Origin of the sequence: Shimia ponticola, assembly GCF_007995215.1 — a bacterium.
GTDB lineage: Bacteria > Pseudomonadota > Alphaproteobacteria > Rhodobacterales > Rhodobacteraceae > Shimia_B > Shimia_B ponticola.
In genome coordinates this window covers 429,474-447,672 of the sequence record NZ_VCDK01000003.1, presented here as the reverse complement: position 1 = coordinate 447,672, position 18,199 = coordinate 429,474, and the positions used below count along the sequence as shown (strand labels likewise).

Annotated in this window: 20 protein-coding genes; 14 read left to right on the top strand and 6 right to left on the bottom strand. The window is 58.6% G+C overall.

The features are described 5' to 3' along the window. Positions 1-44 precede the first annotated feature (44 nt). The 6 genes from FE702_RS05600 to FE702_RS05575 all read left to right on the top strand — a co-directional run bounded on the left by FE702_RS05600 (position 45) and on the right by FE702_RS05575 (position 6,990). The gene (locus tag FE702_RS05600) at positions 45-1,460 is read left to right on the top strand and encodes a circularly permuted type 2 ATP-grasp protein (RefSeq protein WP_147125278.1); all 1,416 of its coding nucleotides are present in this window, start codon (positions 45-47) and stop codon (positions 1,458-1,460) included. Next, complete coding sequence (locus FE702_RS05595) at positions 1,453-2,427, top strand: alpha-E domain-containing protein (RefSeq protein WP_147125277.1); 975 nt, start codon at positions 1,453-1,455, stop codon at positions 2,425-2,427. The genes FE702_RS05600 and FE702_RS05595 overlap by 8 nt, the downstream gene beginning before the upstream one ends. A 67-nt stretch (positions 2,428-2,494) precedes the next feature. Beyond that, positions 2,495-3,226 (top strand): proteasome-type protease, encoded by a 732-nt coding sequence (locus FE702_RS05590; protein ID WP_147125276.1) that lies wholly within the window; start codon positions 2,495-2,497, stop codon positions 3,224-3,226. Positions 3,227-3,299: 73 nt separating this feature from the next. Further along, on the top strand, positions 3,300-4,820 hold the full coding sequence (locus tag FE702_RS05585; RefSeq protein WP_147125275.1) for a trimethylamine methyltransferase family protein: 1,521 nt from the start codon (positions 3,300-3,302) through the stop codon (positions 4,818-4,820). A 103-nt stretch (positions 4,821-4,923) separates the two neighbouring features. After that, the gene (locus FE702_RS05580; RefSeq protein WP_147125274.1) at positions 4,924-5,346 is read left to right on the top strand and encodes a globin domain-containing protein; all 423 of its coding nucleotides are present in this window, start codon (positions 4,924-4,926) and stop codon (positions 5,344-5,346) included. Between the two features lie 156 nt (positions 5,347-5,502). After that, a complete protein-coding gene (locus FE702_RS05575) occupies positions 5,503-6,990 on the top strand; it encodes an alpha/beta hydrolase (protein WP_147125273.1) in 1,488 nt (495 codons plus the stop codon). On the opposite strand, the gene FE702_RS05570 is transcribed toward FE702_RS05575, so the two are convergent. Genes FE702_RS05570 through FE702_RS05560 form a run of 3 tightly spaced genes read right to left on the bottom strand, consistent with a single transcriptional unit; the run spans position 6,987 to position 9,004 of the window. Further along, on the bottom strand, positions 6,987-7,784 hold the full coding sequence (locus FE702_RS05570) for a metal ABC transporter permease (RefSeq protein ID WP_147125272.1): 798 nt from the start codon (positions 7,782-7,784) through the stop codon (positions 6,987-6,989). The genes FE702_RS05575 and FE702_RS05570 overlap by 4 nt on opposite strands. Further along, positions 7,785-8,534, bottom strand: coding sequence for an ATP-binding cassette domain-containing protein (locus FE702_RS05565; RefSeq protein WP_147125271.1), 750 nt, complete (start codon positions 8,532-8,534; stop codon positions 7,785-7,787). Continuing rightward, positions 8,531-9,004 carry a Fur family transcriptional regulator gene (locus tag FE702_RS05560; RefSeq protein WP_147125270.1) on the bottom strand — a complete coding sequence of 158 codons (474 nt, stop codon included), beginning with the start codon at positions 9,002-9,004 and terminating at the stop codon, positions 8,531-8,533. Before FE702_RS05560 ends, FE702_RS05565 begins: the two co-directional genes overlap by 4 nt. A gap of 65 nt (positions 9,005-9,069) precedes the next feature. Here FE702_RS05560 and FE702_RS05555 point away from each other — a divergent pair, with 65 nt between their 5' ends. Genes FE702_RS05555 through FE702_RS05540 form a run of 4 tightly spaced genes read left to right on the top strand, consistent with a single transcriptional unit; the run spans position 9,070 to position 11,822 of the window. Continuing rightward, entirely contained in the window at positions 9,070-10,221 is a 1,152-nt protein-coding gene (locus FE702_RS05555; protein WP_147125269.1) for a zinc ABC transporter substrate-binding protein, read from the top strand. Positions 10,222-10,262: 41 nt separating this feature from the next. Further along, positions 10,263-10,868: a nitrile hydratase subunit alpha gene (gene nthA / locus FE702_RS05550; RefSeq protein ID WP_147125268.1), complete on the top strand. Its 606-nt coding sequence runs from the start codon at positions 10,263-10,265 to the stop codon at positions 10,866-10,868. Then, entirely contained in the window at positions 10,865-11,524 is a 660-nt protein-coding gene (gene nthB, locus FE702_RS05545; protein WP_147125267.1) for a nitrile hydratase subunit beta, read from the top strand. The genes nthA and nthB overlap by 4 nt, the downstream gene beginning before the upstream one ends. After that, on the top strand, positions 11,517-11,822 hold the full coding sequence (locus tag FE702_RS05540) for a nitrile hydratase accessory protein (RefSeq protein WP_147125266.1): 306 nt from the start codon (positions 11,517-11,519) through the stop codon (positions 11,820-11,822). Before nthB ends, FE702_RS05540 begins: the two co-directional genes overlap by 8 nt. Here FE702_RS05540 and FE702_RS05535 read toward each other — a convergent pair. From FE702_RS05535 to FE702_RS05525, 3 genes are all read right to left on the bottom strand, one after another. Further along, complete coding sequence (locus FE702_RS05535; protein WP_147125265.1) at positions 11,819-12,859, bottom strand: alpha/beta hydrolase family protein; 1,041 nt, start codon at positions 12,857-12,859, stop codon at positions 11,819-11,821. The two genes, FE702_RS05540 and FE702_RS05535, sit on opposite strands and share 4 nt — an antisense overlap. 166 nt (positions 12,860-13,025) lie before the next feature. Further along, positions 13,026-13,694, bottom strand: coding sequence for an FAD-binding oxidoreductase (locus tag FE702_RS05530; protein ID WP_147125264.1), 669 nt, complete (start codon positions 13,692-13,694; stop codon positions 13,026-13,028). A gap of 69 nt (positions 13,695-13,763) precedes the next feature. Further along, entirely contained in the window at positions 13,764-14,378 is a 615-nt protein-coding gene (locus FE702_RS05525; protein WP_255449593.1) for a TetR family transcriptional regulator C-terminal domain-containing protein, read from the bottom strand. 224 nt (positions 14,379-14,602) lie between these two features. Between FE702_RS05525 and FE702_RS05520 the strand changes: the two genes are divergently transcribed. The 4 genes from FE702_RS05520 (at position 14,603) to hydA (ending at position 18,182) form a co-directional block, all read left to right on the top strand. Then, entirely contained in the window at positions 14,603-15,865 is a 1,263-nt protein-coding gene (locus FE702_RS05520; protein ID WP_147125262.1) for a Zn-dependent hydrolase, read from the top strand. Positions 15,866-16,012: 147 nt separating this feature from the next. After that, the gene (locus FE702_RS05515; RefSeq protein WP_346722157.1) at positions 16,013-16,300 is read left to right on the top strand and encodes a GIY-YIG nuclease family protein; all 288 of its coding nucleotides are present in this window, start codon (positions 16,013-16,015) and stop codon (positions 16,298-16,300) included. A 159-nt stretch (positions 16,301-16,459) separates the two neighbouring features. After that, on the top strand, positions 16,460-16,681 hold the full coding sequence (locus tag FE702_RS05510) for a hypothetical protein (protein WP_147125260.1): 222 nt from the start codon (positions 16,460-16,462) through the stop codon (positions 16,679-16,681). A gap of 46 nt (positions 16,682-16,727) precedes the next feature. Continuing rightward, positions 16,728-18,182 carry a dihydropyrimidinase gene (gene hydA / locus FE702_RS05505; RefSeq protein WP_147125259.1) on the top strand — a complete coding sequence of 485 codons (1,455 nt, stop codon included), beginning with the start codon at positions 16,728-16,730 and terminating at the stop codon, positions 18,180-18,182. Positions 18,183-18,199: the final 17 nt, after the last annotated feature.

Below are 18,199 nucleotides of genomic sequence, written 5' to 3'. Positions count from 1 at the left end.
GCTTCTTCCTTGCGCTCGCCCGAGTGTTAACCGACGGTAGGCGCATGTTTAACGAAATGCTAGGCGACGACGGTACACGTCCGGAATATGAACAAATTGCGCGGTGGATTGATGAAGAAGGCATCGAAACACTGTTGCAACGCCGAGCCGAGGCCGAGGCTTTGTTCCGGAAGGTCGGTATCACCTTTGCCGTCTATGGCGAGGGCGGTGACCCCGAACGGCTGATCCCCTTTGACATGGTGCCGCGTATCTTTACCGCCAAGGAATGGGAGGTGGTCGAGACAGGCTGCATCCAGCGGTGCCGCGCATTGAACGCGTTTCTTGCCGACATCTACGGCGAACAGAAGATCATCAAGGAAGGCTTGATCGACGAGACGCTGGTGACGGGTAATCCGGCCTTTGAAAAGGAAATGATCGGTGTAAGGCCGCCTGGCGATATCTGGTCACATATCTGCGGTGTGGATGTGGTGCGGACGGGTCCAGAAGAGTTCTACGTGCTCGAAGACAATTGCCGCACGCCCTCTGGCGTCAGCTACATGCTAGAGAGCCGCGAAGTCATGATGCAGATGTTCCCGCAGCTATTTGCAGATGCCTCGATCCGCCCAAATGAAGAGTATCCAGAGGTGCTCGCGCAGGCGATGGCGGCTTTGGCCCCGCCAAATTGCGACGGGCCACCGACCCTTGCCATTCTCACGCCGGGATATTTCAACTCTGCTTACTACGAGCATTCGTTCCTCGCGGACCGGATGGGGGTCGAGTTGGTCGAAGGGCAGGACCTTTATTGCGAGGACGGCAAGGTCTGGATGCGCACCATTCGAGGGCCTGAACGCGTCGATGTGATTTACCGCCGTATTGATGACGCGTTTCTCGACCCGGACGTCTTTAACCCAGACAGCGTACTTGGCGTGCGGGGGCTGATGGATGTGTACCGCAATGGCGGCGTCACCATTGTGAATGCGCCGGGCACTGGGGTCGCCGATGACAAAGCGATCTATATCCACGTGCCTGACATGATCCGGTTCTATCTGAAGGAAGAGCCGATCCTGAACAACGTGCCGACCTACAACTGCGCCAAATCCGATGAGCTCGACTATGTGCTGGAAAACATTGACACGCTTGTCGTGAAAGAAGTGCAAGGGTCAGGTGGCTACGGTATGCTCATCGGCCCCAAAGCCACGCCGGAAGAGCGCAGTGAATTCGCCGAGAAGCTGCGTAAGACGCCAGCCAACTACATCGCCCAACCGACCCTAGAACTGTCGACTGCGCCGGTTCTGACCGATGACGGTTTGTCACCGCGCCATGTTGATTTGCGGCCCTTCGTCATCACCGGAGACGAGCCCAAGCTGGTACCCGGCGGGCTGACGCGGGTGGCTTTGCGCGAAGGCTCTTTGGTCGTGAATTCGTCACAGGGCGGCGGCGTTAAGGACACGTGGGTGTTGCAGGAGACGCCAGATGCTTAGCCGGACTGCAGAAGGGCTGTTCTGGCTGGGACGTTATATGGAACGTGCCGACAATGTGGCCCGTTTGCTCGAAGCCGGACGACGGCTTGATACCCTCGCTGGGAAGGCCGGCATCGGGACAAATGAATGGACCGCGATCCTGATCGCCGCGGGATGCCGGGCGACTTATCCCGGAGATATCGAACAGGTGACAGCCGCACAGGCGATGCACCATCTGGTGATGGACCCGGCCAATCCATCGTCACTTCAGGCTTGTTTCGCTCAGGCCCGCGCCAACGCGCGCGCGCAGCGTGGGTCGATCACGGCCGGTATCTGGACCGCCGCGAACGAGGCCTGGCGTGAAACGCGCGACCTGCCGGAAAAAGCCTGCAAGCTCCGCCATGTTGCCGACACCATCGGTCAGGTTCAGCAATTCACCGCCCTGTTTCGCGGCGCAGTTTCGGCAACAATGCTGCGCGATGAACGTTTTTGTTTCCTGAGCCTTGGCCAATCTGTTGAGCGAGCCGATGCGACCGCACGGCTTGCGGATGTCAAATACCACGTCCTGATGCCTGCGGATCATCCAATCGGCTCCTCCGTCGATCAAATCCAGTGGAACAATTTGCTACGCGCCGCAGGGGCTCGGTCATCCTATCGATGGGTGTACAAGGCACCGGTCGAGTCCCGGCGGGTCATCGACTTTCTCCTGTTGAATGCCAGTTCGCCTCGGTCGCTCCGGTTTTGTATGGACGAGGCCGCGCGTGAGCTTGAGCATTTGCACGAAGGCGGGGCGTTTTCCGATCAGAGCCTGACTCAGGTTCGGGGTCTGCGGGATGATCTGCGCAAGACTGACGTGGATGCGATTATCGCTTTTGGCCTTCATGAATACTTGACCGACATGATTGTACGCTCCAACAACCTAGCTATCTCGATAGGTTCGGATTTCGGTTTTGGTCCGATTATCGCGCCGGACGTATCTGATACATAAAAACGAAAAGCACGCGGGTCACACGCTGGGGGCGTGGATCAAACGTGCATACAAGGAGCAGCTGCCAGTGACTTATTGTGTTGCCATCAAGGTGAACGAGGGCCTGATTTGCCTATCCGATACGCGCACGAATGCCGGATTGGACAATATCTCACGCTTTAAGAAGATGTTCACGTGGACGGTCCCGGGTGAGCGGGCCATCACGCTGATGACAGCAGGCAATCTGGCGATCACGCAAGCGGTCATGTCGCTTTTGCAAGAGAACATCGACAAACCTGAAAACGGATTGGAAACGCTGTATTCAGCGCCCTCGATGTTCCGGGTGGCCGAAATTGTCGGTGATGCGATGCGGATCGTTCAGGACAGATATGGTCCCGGCCTCGCCGCGCGCGGGGAGGCCTCGGATAGTACCATCATCTGCGCCGGTCAGCGGGCAGGTGGGCCTTTGCGCCTGTTCCTTGTCTACTCTGCCGGAAACTTCATCGAGGCTACAGATGACAGCCCGTTTTTCCAGATCGGTGAGCACAAATACGGCAAACCGATCCTTGATCGCGTGATCACCCCTGAGGTGCCGCTGGCCGACGCCACGACGGCAGCGCTCTTGTCGATGGACTCGACCCTACGCTCCAATCTCTCCGTTGGGATGCCGTTGGATATTTCAGTTCTGCGCAAGGATACCTACGCCTTTGAAACCGAGGAACGGATCGGCACCGACAATGGACGGTTTCAGGCGTTGTCACAGCGTTGGTCTGACGCGCTGCGCGAAGCGTTTGTGACGATTCCGCAGGTGATTGGCTAAACATTTGCATTGGTCGCAAATAGACGCGCATTGATGTGTGTGACCAAGCCTCCTGTGGGACAGGAGGTCTGGCATGACAGCTCAAACCAAACGCCGCCGTTCTGGTGGTCGCCGCGAAAAGGTCGAACAACGCGCCGCGCCGCCACCAAACCCGTGCCCACCGGGCCAAATTGGCGGTCAATACCGCCCGCTTTCTGATGCCGACCTGCAGGCGATCTACGACACGGCCCTCAGGCTTTTGGCTGATCTGGGTATGGGCGAGGTGCCAGAACGGTTGCGCGATGACCTCTGCGCCGCAGGAGCGCATGAGAAAGCTGACCGTGTCTGCATGCCACGCGCGTTGGTCGAAGAGGCGATTGACAAGGCAGCAAAGCGGTTCCCTCTGCACGGTCGCGATCCAAACCGCACGATCGAGGTTGGCGGCAACGCTGTGCATTTCGGCACTGGGGGGGCCGCAGTTCAGACGCTGGATCGCTTTACCGGTGAGTACCGGCCATCGACGTTGGCCGATTTGCACGATTTCACGCGCCTTCAGGACACGTTGGAAAACGTCAGTTGGTTCACCCGGTGTTGCGTTGCGACCGATGTGGCCGATCCCTTCGAACTTGATGTGAACACGGCCTATGCCCTGTTGAAGAACACCACCAAACCGGTGGCGACTTCATTTACGCTGGCTGAACACATCGCTCCGATTGTGGGCATGCTGGACATTGCGGCGGGTGGTGACGGGAAATTCAGCGCGCGGCCCTTTCTGAAAACCCACATTAGTCCAGTGATTTCTCCGATGCGGTTTGGCGAGGACGCAGTGGATGTGACCTATGGATGTATCGCTCATAACATCCCAATTTCCTGCATCACTGCCGCGCAGTCTGGTGCAACCGCACCCGCGACGCTGGCTGGTTTTCTGGCGCAATCGCTTGCCGAGACGCTCGCGAGCTTGGTGATGGTCCATGCGATCCACCCTGGATACCCCATGGTGTTTTCGAATTGGCCTTTGGTGATTGATCTGCGCACTGGTGCTTTTTCGGGCGGAGGCGGGGAAACCGCCGTTTTGAATGCTGCGTCAGCGCAACTGTCCAATTGGCTTGGCCTTCCATCCGGTGTGGCGGCGTCGATGTCAGATGCCAAAGCCTTGGACGCGCAGTATGGGGCCGAAAAGGCGCTTACGGCGTTGGCGGCGGGGCTAGCTGGCGGCAATTTGGTTTACGAAAGCTCTGGGATGACAGCGGCGCTTTTGGGCGCAAGCTGCGAGGCGTTTGTTTTGGATAACGATATGCTCGGCGCTGTTTATCGCACCTTGCGCGGGATCGAAGTTACGGAAGAGACCTTGGGCTATCGGGCCATTCGCGACGCGGTTTTGGGAGAGGGGCATTTTCTCGGATCAGCTCAGACCTATGCAGCGATGGAGAGGGACTACCACTATCCAGTTTTGTGGGACCGTGACGATCCCAGAACATGGCAGGTGGCCGGTGGACAGGACGCATGGGCGCGCGCAAGCGCGCGGGTGGACAGCATCCTTGCCTCGCATAACCCTGACTATTTGGATGCGGACGCCGACCGCCGCATTCGCGACAGTTTCCCGATATTGCGATAGGGGCCGATGAAATTGAAATCTGTTTGGCTCCGGTCGTGGATAAGACATTAGCAGGTTGGAAACCTGTCGCTGATACCACGAACTCTGGATATGGAGGGTGGTCATGACGCCAGAACAGGTCAAACAGATCTCACTGAGCTTTGGTCGGGTGTTCCCGTTTCGACGGCATCTGGTGAAGACGTTCTACGCCGAGCTTTTTCGTCAGGCCCCTAAGACGCGTGCCTTATTTCCAGAGGATATGTCCGGGCAGTTCGACAAACTGGCCGACATGTTGCACCTGATTGTGACGCAGTTGGGGACCTCTGAGACGTTTCTTTCCGAGGTGCAGGCGCTGGGCACACGCCATGCGCACTATGGTGCGAAGCCAGAGCATTTCGAGGCGGTTGGTCACGCCTTGTTGCATTCGCTGAAGGAAGTGGTTCCTGGTGGCCTGACAGCCGCAGAGGAAGAGGCGTGGGGCGCGGCCTATGCGACATTGTCAGACGTCATGATCAAGGCCGGTCGACATAGCAGCAGCGCGGCTTGATCGCGGGGTCTTCCGACCTGTCCAAGGGTGGCGCTTCACAGGACTTAATCGCCTGTCGCAAACCCCATTTCCGAAAGACTCGCTTTCAACCGTTCGCTGCCGTAGCGTTACCCCATTGGTTGAAAAATCTGGCCGGAAAAGGCCGATGGGGGATTTATGGCGCGGCACGCGGTTATTTTGGTGCATGGCATGGGCGAACAGACCCCGATGCAGACGCTACGGGGCTTTGTTGATGCCGTATGGACTTCGGACCCCGACCTTGTCGATCCAGGGAGACCAGATCCGTTCACCGGTCAAACCCCCCGTGTGAATGTGCCAAATCGCTCGTGGAGCAAGCCCGACGAGATGTCGAATTCTTTTGAGTTGCGACGGATCACAACGGAAAGCGCACAAACCGGTACGCGCGTTGATTTCTTTGAATTCTACTGGGCTCATCACATGGCCCATAACAAGTGGAGTGATGTGATCCCTTGGGTCGCCAACCTGTTGTTGCGTCGCCCCGATCAGGTGCCGACCCCGGTCAAAACCATCTGGGTAATCCTATGGACGGCAACGCTGGCGGCGCTGGGCGCGATGATCGTGGGGCTTTACAATCAGGCATTCGGGATTGAGCGGTTGGGGTGGTCTGTTTTTGTTTGGGGACTTATCGCTGCCGTTGTTTCGGTTGTTGCGAACGCACTCGTCCTGACGCGGTTCGGGGACGTTGCGCGCTATGTCATGGCCAAGCCAAACAACGTCGCAACTCGACAGAAGATACGCCAACAAGGCGTTGATTTTCTGGAGCGAATCCTGCGGGCGAAGGATGATAAAGACAAGCCGATGTTTGAACGGGTCAGTGTGGTTGCACATTCGCTCGGGACAATCGTTGCCTATGACATCCTTAGCCATACTTTCGCACGCATTAACCGGCACATCGACGAGGCTGGCCTGTCTGCAAACCCGGCGCAGCCTGCACGGGATGATTTGGAAAGGTTGCTGCAAGCCGAGCATGCCAAGGCCGGTCCAGAAACAGTGTTGGATACCAATGACTTCCACGGCAAGATTGATGCCGCTCGCCATGAGCATCTTGACCAAGGCGGACTATGGCGTGTCAGCGATTTTATCACCTTGGGATCGCCCTTGACGCATGCGGAATTCATGCTGGCTCGTGATGCGAAGGCGCTGGATTATGACATGGAGCGGCGGGTGTTTCCCACATGCCCGCCAATTCTAGAATATGACCGAACATCAAAGGATTGGCGTGCGTTCTACAGGCCAGGGATCAAGGTCAATAAAGGCGTGGATCAACCCACCGGCGCACCCCGCATTCCGCATCATGGCGCCATGTTTGCGCTGACCAAGTGGACCAACATTTATTCTCCGGTAAAGGCGATAGTGAAAGGTGATCTGGTATCCGGTCCCGTCCGCCACATTTTTGGCTCAAAGACACCGACGACACGCATGATCGGTGCGGTCGACAAACCTGTTCTGCCGCCTGTCTCCCCGAATGGCCGCCCCATGGCGGGGCACAAACGTAGATGGGTCACGCACAACAACTATTGGAGCCTCAATCCGAAACACGCCTCGGAACGACGGCTTGGACGCGGTGCTGTTGCGCACCACATTCAAACACTGCGCGACGCTCTCAAGGTCGGTCAGGTCTAGCGGGCAGCGCCCCGTACCGCCTGTGCAATGTTGCCCAAAGCAAAAAGCCCAGCCGCAACGCAGACGATGGTTGGACCCGTCGGCGTGTCGAGTTGAAAGGACACCCATAGGCCGCCCAAAACCGAAACGGCACCCAAAGCCGCTGCGATGATTGCCATGGCCTCCGGCGTGCGCGCTGCCACGCGTGCTGTCGCGGCGGGGATAATGAGCAATGCAGAGATCAACAGCGCCCCGACTACCTTCAGCGCCACTGCGATCGTGATGGCGAGCGCCAGCGTGATCACGAGGTCCGCGCGTTTGGGGTTAATGCCACTGGCGTGGGCAAGGTCCGGGTTCAATGTGGCAGTCAAGAGCGCGTTCCATCGCGACAGGATCAGCCCAAGAACCACAGCGCCTCCGGCCCAGATCACACCCAATTCGCCGCGATCCACGGCAAGGATGTCGCCGAATAGAAAGGCCATAAGATCGATCCGCACGGTCCCAAGCAGGGACACCGCGACCAGGCCCGCAGCGAGGGCGGAATGCGCCAACACCCCCAGAGCTGCATCATAGCTGTGGCCCCGGCTGGAGAGCAGGTTGAGCAAAAGCGCCATGCCGACCGCCATAACCAGGACACCGGCAAAGATGGAAATCTGGAACCCAAAGGACAGCGCGACGCCAAGGATGGCCGCGTGGGACACAGCATCACCGAAATAGGCCATGCGCCGCCAAACCACGAAACAGCCCAAAGGGGCTGCAGCGATCATGACGCCTAGACCGGCAAGGGCGGCGCGCACCAGAAAGTCGTCCAGCATTTATTCGGCGGCCTCGTGATGGTGGTCGTGGTGATGACCATGATCGTGGCTGTGGTTGTGGTCATGCCGATACAGCGCCAGAGCGCCTTGGGTCCCCGTGCCAAAGAGCGCGCGATATTCCGGAGCGGTGGCCACGACCTCTGGCGTGCCTTCGCAACAGATATGACCATTGATGCAGACCACGCGGTCCGACGCGGCCATCACGACGTGCAACTCATGCGACACCATAAGAACCGCGCAGCCGATGGCCCCGCGGACCTCGGCGATCTGTTGGTAGAATGCTGCCGAGCCGCGCTGATCAAGGCCTTGGGTGGCTTCGTCGAGGACCAAGATGTCAGGGTTGCACAGCAGCGCACGGGCCAAAAGAACCCGTTGAAACTGACCACCTGAGAGGTTGGTCATTTGTCTGTCAGCAATCTCGGGGACGCCCGCCTGTTCCAGAGCGGCACGAACTTGTTTCTTGCTGACACGATCAGGCAGATTCAAAAACCTTTGCACGGTCATGGGCAGCGACGGATCGATATGCAGCTTTTGCGGGACATACCCGATCCGTAAACCTGGCTTGCGAACCACGGTTCCCGATGAGGGCGCCACGGCACCCAACAGGGCACGCAACAAGGTCGATTTGCCGGACCCGTTCGGGCCGACAATGGTCACGATTTCTCCGGGTGCAATCGAGAAGTCGACATTGGACAATATCGTGCGGCCACCAAGACGAATGCCGGTGCCCTTCGCCGTAATGAGGCTCACTTCGTGGCCTCCTGACAGTCACTACAGACGCCTTGCACTTCAACGCTGGAGGGGTCGACCGAAAATCCGGACTCCGCCGCGACGCGGCCCAAGGCATCGGTCATAAGGCTGGCGGGAGCTTCGGACACCGATTTGCAGTCGCGGCAGACCAAGAGTGTTGGCGCGTGATCCTCTCCGGGATGAACACAGGCGACAAATCCGTTCAGGTTTTCGACGCGATGCGCAAAGCCGTTGGACACCAGAAAATCCAGCGCGCGATAGGCGATGGGGGGCTGCGACCCAAGCCCTTCGGCCTGCAGCTGCGAAAGCACCTCATAGGCACCGAAGGCCCGATGCTCTTGCAGGAGGATTTCAAGCACACGGCGGCGCACGGGAGTGAGCTTGAGTTTTTGCTCAGCGCAATAGGCTTCGACCTCAGTCAGGGCCTTTGCAATGCTGCTTGCGTCATGCGTGTGGTGAGAAGTTGCCATGGGCCCGCTTACCATAGTCATTTGAGGCTTGCCAAGATCATGTATGTTATAACATAACGCGCGACATGAAACATACACTTACATTTGCCTTGTTAATCGGGTCTACGGCTGCGTTCGCCGAAGCGCCCAAAGTTGTCACCGACATTCTTCCCGTCCACGGGCTTGTGGCGCGGGTGATGGATGGTGTGGCGGAGCCGACATTCATCGTCCAGCCCGGCGCGTCGCCACATGACGATGCGATGCGGCCATCCTCGGCACGGGCGCTGTCCGAGGCTGATCTGGTCGTATGGATCGGCGAGGGACTTACACCTTGGCTTGGGGATGCAGTCCCGACCTTGGCACCGGATGCCGAAGCGATTGAGTTGTTGGAAGTGCCAGGTGTGACTGTTCTGCCGTTCCGTGAAATCGCGGTCATGGACGGTCATGATGACCACGATGATCACGACGACCACGATGATCATGATCACGACGATCACGATCATGACCATGAAGAAACCGCGGCCAAAGACGACGATCACGACCATGACCACGAAGAAATGGCCGCGAAAGACGATGATCATGATCACGAAGAAACGGCAGCCAAAGATGATCATGACCACGACCACGGGCATGAGGAAATGGCCGCGAAGGACGATGATCACGACCATGATCACGAAGACCACGAAGATCACGCGGGCCACGGTCACCACCATCACGGCGAATTCGACCCGCATGCATGGCTGGACCCCGGGAACGCGGCTGTCTGGACACAGGCTATCGCGCTGAAGCTCGCCATCATGGACCCTGAGAACGCCGCGACCTATGCCGCCAACGCTCAGGAAGCTGTGGCCGAAATCGCAGCGGCCCAAGAGGCTCTCGACGAGACGCTCGAAGGCCTCGGTGAGCAGAACTACATGGTTTTCCACGACGCCTATCAGTACCTTGAGGTGTCGCTCGACTTTGATGTTGTCGCCTCGATTGCTGATGGCGAAGCCGCGGATCCGGGTCCGGCAAGGGTTGCGGAAATGCGCGACCTGATTGCCGATGGCAACGTGTCCTGTGTCTTCTCGGAACCGCAGTTTAATGCCGATTTGGTGGCATCTCTGACTGATGGCACCGAGGTTGGATCAGCTATCCTTGATCCGCTGGGGTCCAAAATCGAGCCGGGTCCCGGTTTCTATCCCGCACTCATGGCAAGCGTGGGTGAATCAATCTCTGGCTGCGTTTCGGGGTCCTGATCCTGCTTGCGCGAAATTGATGCATGGGCCACGGTTGGCCCATGCATGACCATTCACACGACAATGACCTTGACCCGATGGAGGCGCGCGTGCGCGCGTTGGAAACCATCTTGGTGGGCAAGGGTTTGGTCGACCCTGCGGCGGTCGATCTGATCATCGATACTTACGAAAACAAAGTCGGACCGAGGAACGGCGCACAGGTTGTGGCGCGGGCTTGGACCGAAGCTGACTTTGCACAGGCGCTGCGAGATGATGCGACCACAGCCATCGAAAGCATGGGATTTGCCGGGCGTCAGGCCGAGCACATGGAGGTGCTCTGGAACACGCCCGATACACACAACATGGTCGTTTGCACGTTGTGTTCCTGTTACCCTTGGGCGGTGCTGGGTTTGCCGCCAGTTTGGTATAAATCCGCGCCGTATCGGTCGCGGGCGGTGAGTGAGCCGCGAAAGGTTCTCAGCGAATTTGGCGTGACTTTGCCAGAAAGCACCAAGGTCAAGGTCTGGGACAGCACAGCTGAGGTTCGGTATCTTGTGATCCCGGTGCGGCCCGAAGGAACGGAAGGTTGGAGCGCGGAGGCGCTAGCAGACCTCGTGACGCGGGACAGCATGATTGGCACCGGGCTGGCCAAGGAGCCTGTGACATGAACGGGCCGCAGGATATGGGCGGGCGTGCAGGGTTTGGCGCGGTTGAGTCGGAAGCCGATGAGCCGGTGTTCCATGCCGAGTGGGAGAAGACCGCGCTGGGCCTGACGCTATGCGCCGGGGCATTGGGGCATTGGAATCTGGACAGCAGCCGCCATGCGCGGGAATGTCTGCCGCCTGCGAAGTATCTGACTTCAAGTTACTACGACATCTGGCTGACCGCGCTGGAAAATTTGCTTGTGGACCATGGCGAAGTCACGCGCGAGGAACTAGCGCAGGGCGAAGTGCTGCAGCCGGGTCTACGGCCCGAACGAATGATGGCCGCGGAAAAGATGATGGGCGTGTTGAAAACCGGCGGACCTGTGGATCGGAGCGCGAAAGGCGAGCCTGCATTTTCTGTCGGAGACAGGGTAAAGCTGTCCGGCGATCAGGTGACAACCCATACTCGGCGTCCCACCTATGCGATGGGCAAGGTCGGGACCGTGACCGGCATTCGCGGCTACCACGTCTATCCGGACAGTTCCGCGCATGGTCAGGGTGAGCAGCCTTGCTGGCTCTATGGGGTGACGTTTGACGGTCAGACGCTCTGGGGTGCCGGTGCAGAGCCGGACACCGAGGTCACGATTGATGCCTTTGAACGGTATCTGAGCCATGCGTGAGCCCGACCGCCCGTTTGATGCACCGTGGCAGGCGCAGGTCTTTGCCATGACGGTGGCGCTGAACGAAGCCGGTCAGTTGGACTGGTCCCGCTGGGCCGAGGCATTGGGGACGCAGCTGGCGGATCAGTCCGAAGTGTCGAACGATGCCTACTATTCGGCGTGGCTGGCGGCGTTTGAGACCGTGTTGCTGGAAGACGGTATTGCCGATGCGGGGCAGGTTTCCGACCTGACCGCACAATGGCACGCAGCTGCCCGCGCAACACCGCACGGGCAACCGATTGAGTTGGGCAACGCCTAGTCTGCAGCGACCTGCGCCAGTTGTGGCACCAGACCAAAGTGTTCGATCATCTCCGCGCTTATCTGGGCGTGGACGGCGGCGCGGTCTGACCCCTGTGGGTCATCGCAGACCGGATAATCAAAGGTCACTTTCAGGAACAACCAGCCACCCGGACGGCAGGTCATCAGCGCCGAGATGTGGTGCGCCGGGTCGATTGTGACGCGCTCGTGCGCGACAACGTCGCCAAAACCACTGCGGTCGATGTCGGTCGCATAGTGCCGGTTTTCACCGCTCCCCAGTTGGATCAGAAGGGCGTCGGCCTCCATTCCCGCACCATTAACAGCTTCGGCCCCATAGATCAGGCCCGGGTCGATGGCGGCAACATGGGTCACACGGTCGTCGCGGTAGCTGGCGTTCCAGTCCTCTGCCGGGATGGCCGCCAGATCTCCGCCCGCTCGGATGATGTCCTGACAATGGGTCGAGGCTTCGGCATCCTCTTCGCAGTGGCTGACATAGCCCGCATGATTGCCGGTCTGGCCACCCAAGCTGAGCGCCGTCCAGCCGCCATAGGAAAAGCCGGATGCCATGACGCGGCTGGTGTCCACATAATCACCATAGGTGTCGATCACGTGGTCGAGAGCGGCGGACATATCCTGCGCGCGGGTCCAGTGGTGCAGCGACAGTTGCGGGTCCACGTCAAAGGTCGTGCTGTTTGGGTGGTTGACCGCGATGACGATCGCGCCTGCTTCAGCCAAATCCCGTGCCAACCAGCTCAGCACACGATAGTTGCCGCCCAATCCGTGGGACATCAGAACAATCGGATGGTTGCCATCCGCGATCGGGGCGTCCTGCGAGACCTGAATGCCGGTGAACACAGGGTTGCGCCCAAAGGTGATCGGGTCGCCACCTGCCGCCGCGGGATAGAACATCGCGGCATCCAGCGGGGCGGCATGGTGATCAGTCTGCAGGTCGAACTGCACAAAGCCAGTTTCAGCAGCGGCTTGCGCGGCCAGAGCGATGGCTGCGCAAGTGGTCATGATGGTGAAGATGCGGGTCATCGGAACCTCCTGTCCGTTTTGGAATGTGAGGTCAGATGGCCCGGTCTTGCGGGTGCTGGCGTCCTGAAACCCGTTTTAGGACGTCAAAAACCGGTTTTAGGACATGGATTTCGCGCGTTAGTGCTTTGGGTCTTGGAGCGGAGGCGGTGTGACCGCCCCCTCAGTATTACCAACCGTCTTCGGTGATAATCTTGCTTTCGTCTTTGCCCAATTCCTTCAGCGCGGAGCGCACATCATCGACAAAACCGCCAGGGCCGCAGATGTAGACCGGGCGATCATCGATCTCGACCATGTCGCGCAGCATTTCTTTGTCGATCTTGCCCGAAGTATGATCGGTATTCTCTTGGCCCGTCACGATATACTTGGTCTCTAGCTCTGGCATCGCGTCCCAAGTCTTTTTCAGGATGATGTCGGCTTCGGTGTGGTTTGAAAAGACCAGCATGTCTTCGCCCACGCCTTCTGCCGCGTGCTTCTTGAGGATCGGAATAAAGGGTGTGATGCCCGCGCCTGCGGCGATGAATGTGCCCGCACCTTGATCCGAAATCGCGCCGAATGGACCATCCAAGGTCACGTCGTCGCCTTCGGCCAAGGTCGGGATGTGCTGTGTGATTCCATTGCGCTCGGGGTAGGTCTTGATGACGAATTGCAGCGTCGCATCCTGCGGCAAAGATGTCATCGTGAACGGACGGCCTTCGTCGCGCAGGCCACCCTTATCAAGAAAAAGCTCTGCTGCCTGTCCCGGTTCAAAATCAAAATTCGCCGGTTTGTCGAAGGTCAGCATATAGGTGTCTGGTGTGATCGGATCGTTGCTTTGAAGTTTCAGCTTGTGTGTCATTGCAGTCTCCTTTGACAGAAGAACTGATGACGCTCGGCTTGGTTCCAAGGCGGCTTATGACCGACGCTGCTAGGTGGGCGTCAGCATCCGCGTGAACAGTTGTTTCAGATGTGCTTCTGCACCGGCCCAATCGGCATCGCCCAAAACAGCACGGACCTGAATATCGAAATCCGCGTAATGCTGGGTTTGTGCCCAGATCGACATGATCAGGTGATGTGGGTCATGTGGCGCAAGCCGGCCTTGGTCAATCCAGCCTTGGATGACAGTGGCCTTTTCATCGACCAAACGGCGTAGATCACTACGAAGTGCGTCGCCCATATGCGGCGCACCGCGCAGGATTTCACCGGCAAAGAGACGGCTCTCTCGCGGGTAATCCCGCGCCATTTCCAGCTTGCGCTGCACATAGCTCAGGATCTCTTGAAGCGGGTCGCCGGACGGGTTGAGCGTGATAAGCGGGTCCAACCAATTGGCGAGCAAGCGTGACAACAGCGCCGTATGGATCGCCTCTTTGGATGCAAAGTAGTAAAGCAGGTTGGGTTTTGACATTTCGGCACGTGCGGCGATGGCATCAAGCGTGGCCCCGCGAAATCCATCGGTTGAAAACACATCCAGCGCCGCGTCCAGAATGAGCGCATGCTTTTTGCGCTGTATGCGGGTCTGGGGCTTGTTGTCCTTAGCGGTCATCTTTTGCCTCATGGCTCAACGCGGTCGCCTGCGCATTGGGCGGTTGCACAAAACATATGCTGATTTGCTGAAATTCTTGACGCAAGCCCCCCCCGTGGTAGCGTGGGTTTGACCAGTTGGTCAAATTGCCAAATGGTCGAGACGTAAGTGTCGCGGGGGGTGCGACACGTCGGAAGATCCTGGTCCGGCCCGCGCCCTTGCGTCCGCAAGAATTGGGAGTCGAGATGTCCACGAAACCTTCAGCGCCCGGCGAAAACCTGAGAATCGATGGCGATCGCCTTTGGGACAGTCTGATGGAGATGGCCAAGATCGGTCCCGGCATTGCGGGCGGCAATAACCGACAGACGCTTACAGACGAAGACGCGGAGGGCCGTGCGCTATTTCAGAAATGGTGTGAAGAGGCTGGCATGACCCTAGGCGTTGACACGATGGGCAACATGTTTGCCCGCCGAGAGGGAACCGATGCAGATGCTCTCCCTGTCTATGTCGGTTCCCACTTGGACACCCAGCCTACGGGCGGGAAATATGACGGTGTGCTAGGAGTTTTGGGCGGGCTCGAGATCATTCGGTCGATGAATGATCTGGGCATCCAGACCAAGCACCCGATTGTTGTTACGAACTGGACAAATGAAGAAGGCACGCGGTTTGCGCCAGCCATGCTGGCTTCTGGCGTGTTTGCTGGAAAACACACGCAAGACTGGGCCTATGACCGGGTGGATGCCGACGGCAAACGGTTCGGGGATGAGCTGAAGCGGATCGGTTGGGTGGGCGATGAGCCGGTCGGTGACCGCAAGATGCACGCCTTCTTTGAACTGCATATTGAACAAGGGCCGATCCTAGAGGCCGAGGGCAAGGACATCGGCGTCGTCACCCACGGGCAGGGTCTGCGCTGGATTGAATGCACGGTGACAGGCAAAGAGAGCCACACCGGGTCTACGCCCATGCATATGCGCAAGAATGCTGGTCGGGGTTTGGCTCTGATTACTGAGATGGTGCATGGGATTGCGATGAAGAACCAGCCCAACGCAGTCGGCGCGATTGGGCATATCGATGTCTATCCCAACAGCCGCAACATCATTCCGGGGAAGGTCGTCTTTACCGTCGATATGCGGACCCACCTTCTGGATAAGTTGAACGACATGGTCGATGAGTTCATGGAGAAGGCGCCGAAGCTGTGTGCAGATATCGGCGTTGAGTTTTCCTGCGAAATCGTTGGCCAATTTGATCCGCCCGCATTCGACGAAGGCTGTGTCAGCGCGGTGCGCGATGCTGCCCAGCGGTTGGGGTATTCGCACATGGATATCGTGTCCGGCGCAGGTCATGACGCGTGCTGGATCAATGACCTCTATCCCACTGCGATGATCATGTGCCCGTGTGTGGACGGGTTGAGCCATAACGAGGCTGAAGAGATTAGCAAGGAATGGGCAACTGCAGGCGCGGATGTTTTGTTTCATGCAGTTGTAGAGACGGCGGGGATTCAAGGCTGATGCGTGTCCCAACGGATCGAGGTCCCGGGTCAAGCCCGGGACGTGGAGTGCCTCGCGTCCCGGGCTTGACCCGGGACCTCGATGAGTGGCGCGCAGCGGTTGCGTTGATTGATTTAAGATTTGTTAACCTTGCTAGCGCAGCGTCTGATGATGGCGCATTTTGTTTACATAATGGCTTCGAGGCCGAACGGCGCGATTTACACAGGTCGAACGCGCGACTTGCTCAAGCGAGTGGAGGCACATCGGGCTGGGATGTCCACTCACACTTCCAAGTATCAGATCAACAAGCTCGTTTGGTTCGAAGTTCACGACGAGTTCGAAACATCACTGCGCAGAGAACGCTCGATCAAAGGTTGGCAGCGTGCGTGGAAGATCGACCTTATAATGCAATCCAATCCACATTGGCAGGACCTGACCGCAGACGTTCCGCACTGAACATCGAGGTCCCGGGTCAAGCCCGGGACGGGAAGCGCCTCAACCACCCGCAACAATCTGTTTCCAACCCAACCGTTTACCAAAGCGTCCCCACCGCCCAAGCTACCTGCCGCCCAAACCGTTGGGCGGAAACGGATTTTGTCCCGAAAGGAATGACAAATGGCTTGGAAACTTGGGATTGTTGGCGCTCTGGCGCTGGCGGCGGCGGGCTGCACGATGCAGGAACCCGAAACGACGTCGATGAATTTGGCAGCCGATGCCAACGTCGAACAGCAAATCTGGCGCGGGCCGGACGGGTGTTTTTACGATATCACGCTGGTGAACGGCACACGCGCGGGCATGGAGCGCCGTGGGCCGGGGAACGGCGACTGCTTCAAATAGGGGCGGTTTGCGCCACCCCTGATCCAAGACAAAGGGGAGAGGTGGCATGAGTACTGTCATCAAGAACGGGACCGTCGTGACGGCGGACCTGACCTATAAGGCTGACGTTCTGGTCGAGGGTGGTGTCATCACCGAGATCGGCGAGAATCTCAGCGGGTCAGAGGTGCTGGATGCGACGGGCTGCTACGTGATGCCCGGCGGGATTGACCCGCATGTGCACCTTGAGATGCCCTTTATGGGCACCTATTCCAGCGATGATTTTGAAAGCGGCACGCGCGCGGGGCTGGCGGGCGGCACGACGATGGTCGTCGATTTCTGCCTGCCGAACCAAGGCGAGGGCCTGCATGACGCGCTAAAACGCTGGGACAACAAATCAACCCGCGCGAATTGTGACTACTCGTTCCACATGGCTGTGACCTGGTGGGGCGAACAGGTGTTCAACGACATGGCGACCGTGATCAAGGATCGCGGGATCACCACGTTTAAACACTTCCTCGCCTATAAAGGCGCGCTCATGGTCAATGATGATGAGCTATTCGCATCCTTCAACCGGCTGAGCGAGCTGGGCGGGATCGCGATGGTCCATGCCGAGAACGGCGATGTGGTGGCCGAGATGACGGCGAAGCTGCTAGCTGAGGGGAATGTGGGGCCAGAGGGACACGCCTATTCACGACCATCGCAGGTGGAAGGTGAGGCGACGAACCGCGCGATTATGATTGCCGATATGGCAGGTGTGCCTTTGTACGTTGTTCACACCTCCTGCGAAGAAGCGCATGAAGCCATCCGGCGCGCACGGATGCAAGGCAAACGCGTCTGGGGTGAGCCGCTGATCCAGCACCTGACGCTGGATGAAAGCGAGTATTTCAACGCCGATTGGGACCACGCCGCGCGGCGCGTGATGTCGCCACCGTTCCGGAACAAGAAGCATCAGGACAGCCTATGGTCTGGTTTGATGAGCGGGTCGCTGTCCGTCGTGGCGACGGACCACTGCGCCTTTACGACCGAACAAAAGCGCACGGGCGTCGGTGATTTTTCAAAAATTCCGAACGGGACCGGCGGCCTAGAGGATCGCTTACCCATGCTCTGGACACATGGCGTGCGCACCGGACGTTTAACGCCGAATGAGTTTGTGGCGGTGACCTCGACCAATATCGCGAAGATCCTGAACTGCTACCCCAAGAAGGGCGCAGTGCTGGTTGGCGCGGATGCCGATTTGGTCGTGTGGGACCCGGAGAAGTCCAAGACGATCACCGCCGGCAGCCAGCAATCAGCAATCGATTACAATGTGTTCGAGGGTCACGAGGTCAAAGGCCTGCCACGCTACACGCTGACGCGCGGGCACGTGGCCGTGGCCGATGGTGAGATCAAAACGCGGGAAGGGCACGGCAAGTTCGTAGCGCGCGAGGCGAATACGCCTGTGAACCGGGCGCTGTCGACTTGGAAGGAGTTGACCGCGCCGCGTCCGGTGGAGCGGACGGGTATTCCGGCGACCGGCGTCTAGAAAGGCGCTGATTAAGT

What these genes read in the sequence shown, in the direction of transcription:
- FE702_RS05600 (WP_147125278.1), top strand. Translation starts at nt 45, where the DNA reads ATGTTTAACGAAATGCTAGGCGACGACGGTACACGTCCGGAATATGAA.
- FE702_RS05595 (WP_147125277.1), top strand. Translation starts at nt 1,453, where the DNA reads ATGCTTAGCCGGACTGCAGAAGGGCTGTTCTGGCTGGGACGTTATATG.
- FE702_RS05585 (WP_147125275.1), top strand. Translation starts at nt 3,300, where the DNA reads ATGACAGCTCAAACCAAACGCCGCCGTTCTGGTGGTCGCCGCGAAAAG.
- FE702_RS05580 (WP_147125274.1), top strand. Translation starts at nt 4,924, where the DNA reads ATGACGCCAGAACAGGTCAAACAGATCTCACTGAGCTTTGGTCGGGTG.
- FE702_RS05575 (WP_147125273.1), top strand. Translation starts at nt 5,503, where the DNA reads ATGGCGCGGCACGCGGTTATTTTGGTGCATGGCATGGGCGAACAGACC.
- FE702_RS05570 (WP_147125272.1), bottom strand. Translation starts at nt 7,784, where the DNA reads ATGCTGGACGACTTTCTGGTGCGCGCCGCCCTTGCCGGTCTAGGCGTC.
- FE702_RS05560 (WP_147125270.1), bottom strand. Translation starts at nt 9,004, where the DNA reads ATGGCAACTTCTCACCACACGCATGACGCAAGCAGCATTGCAAAGGCC.
- FE702_RS05555 (WP_147125269.1), top strand. Translation starts at nt 9,070, where the DNA reads ATGAAACATACACTTACATTTGCCTTGTTAATCGGGTCTACGGCTGCG.
- nthA (WP_147125268.1), top strand. Translation starts at nt 10,263, where the DNA reads ATGCATGACCATTCACACGACAATGACCTTGACCCGATGGAGGCGCGC.
- nthB (WP_147125267.1), top strand. Translation starts at nt 10,865, where the DNA reads ATGAACGGGCCGCAGGATATGGGCGGGCGTGCAGGGTTTGGCGCGGTT.
- FE702_RS05540 (WP_147125266.1), top strand. Translation starts at nt 11,517, where the DNA reads ATGCGTGAGCCCGACCGCCCGTTTGATGCACCGTGGCAGGCGCAGGTC.
- FE702_RS05535 (WP_147125265.1), bottom strand. Translation starts at nt 12,859, where the DNA reads ATGACCCGCATCTTCACCATCATGACCACTTGCGCAGCCATCGCTCTG.
- FE702_RS05530 (WP_147125264.1), bottom strand. Translation starts at nt 13,694, where the DNA reads ATGACACACAAGCTGAAACTTCAAAGCAACGATCCGATCACACCAGAC.
- FE702_RS05525 (WP_255449593.1), bottom strand. Translation starts at nt 14,378, where the DNA reads ATGACCGCTAAGGACAACAAGCCCCAGACCCGCATACAGCGCAAAAAG.
- FE702_RS05520 (WP_147125262.1), top strand. Translation starts at nt 14,603, where the DNA reads ATGTCCACGAAACCTTCAGCGCCCGGCGAAAACCTGAGAATCGATGGC.
- FE702_RS05515 (WP_346722157.1), top strand. Translation starts at nt 16,013, where the DNA reads ATGATGGCGCATTTTGTTTACATAATGGCTTCGAGGCCGAACGGCGCG.
- FE702_RS05510 (WP_147125260.1), top strand. Translation starts at nt 16,460, where the DNA reads ATGGCTTGGAAACTTGGGATTGTTGGCGCTCTGGCGCTGGCGGCGGCG.
- hydA (WP_147125259.1), top strand. Translation starts at nt 16,728, where the DNA reads ATGAGTACTGTCATCAAGAACGGGACCGTCGTGACGGCGGACCTGACC.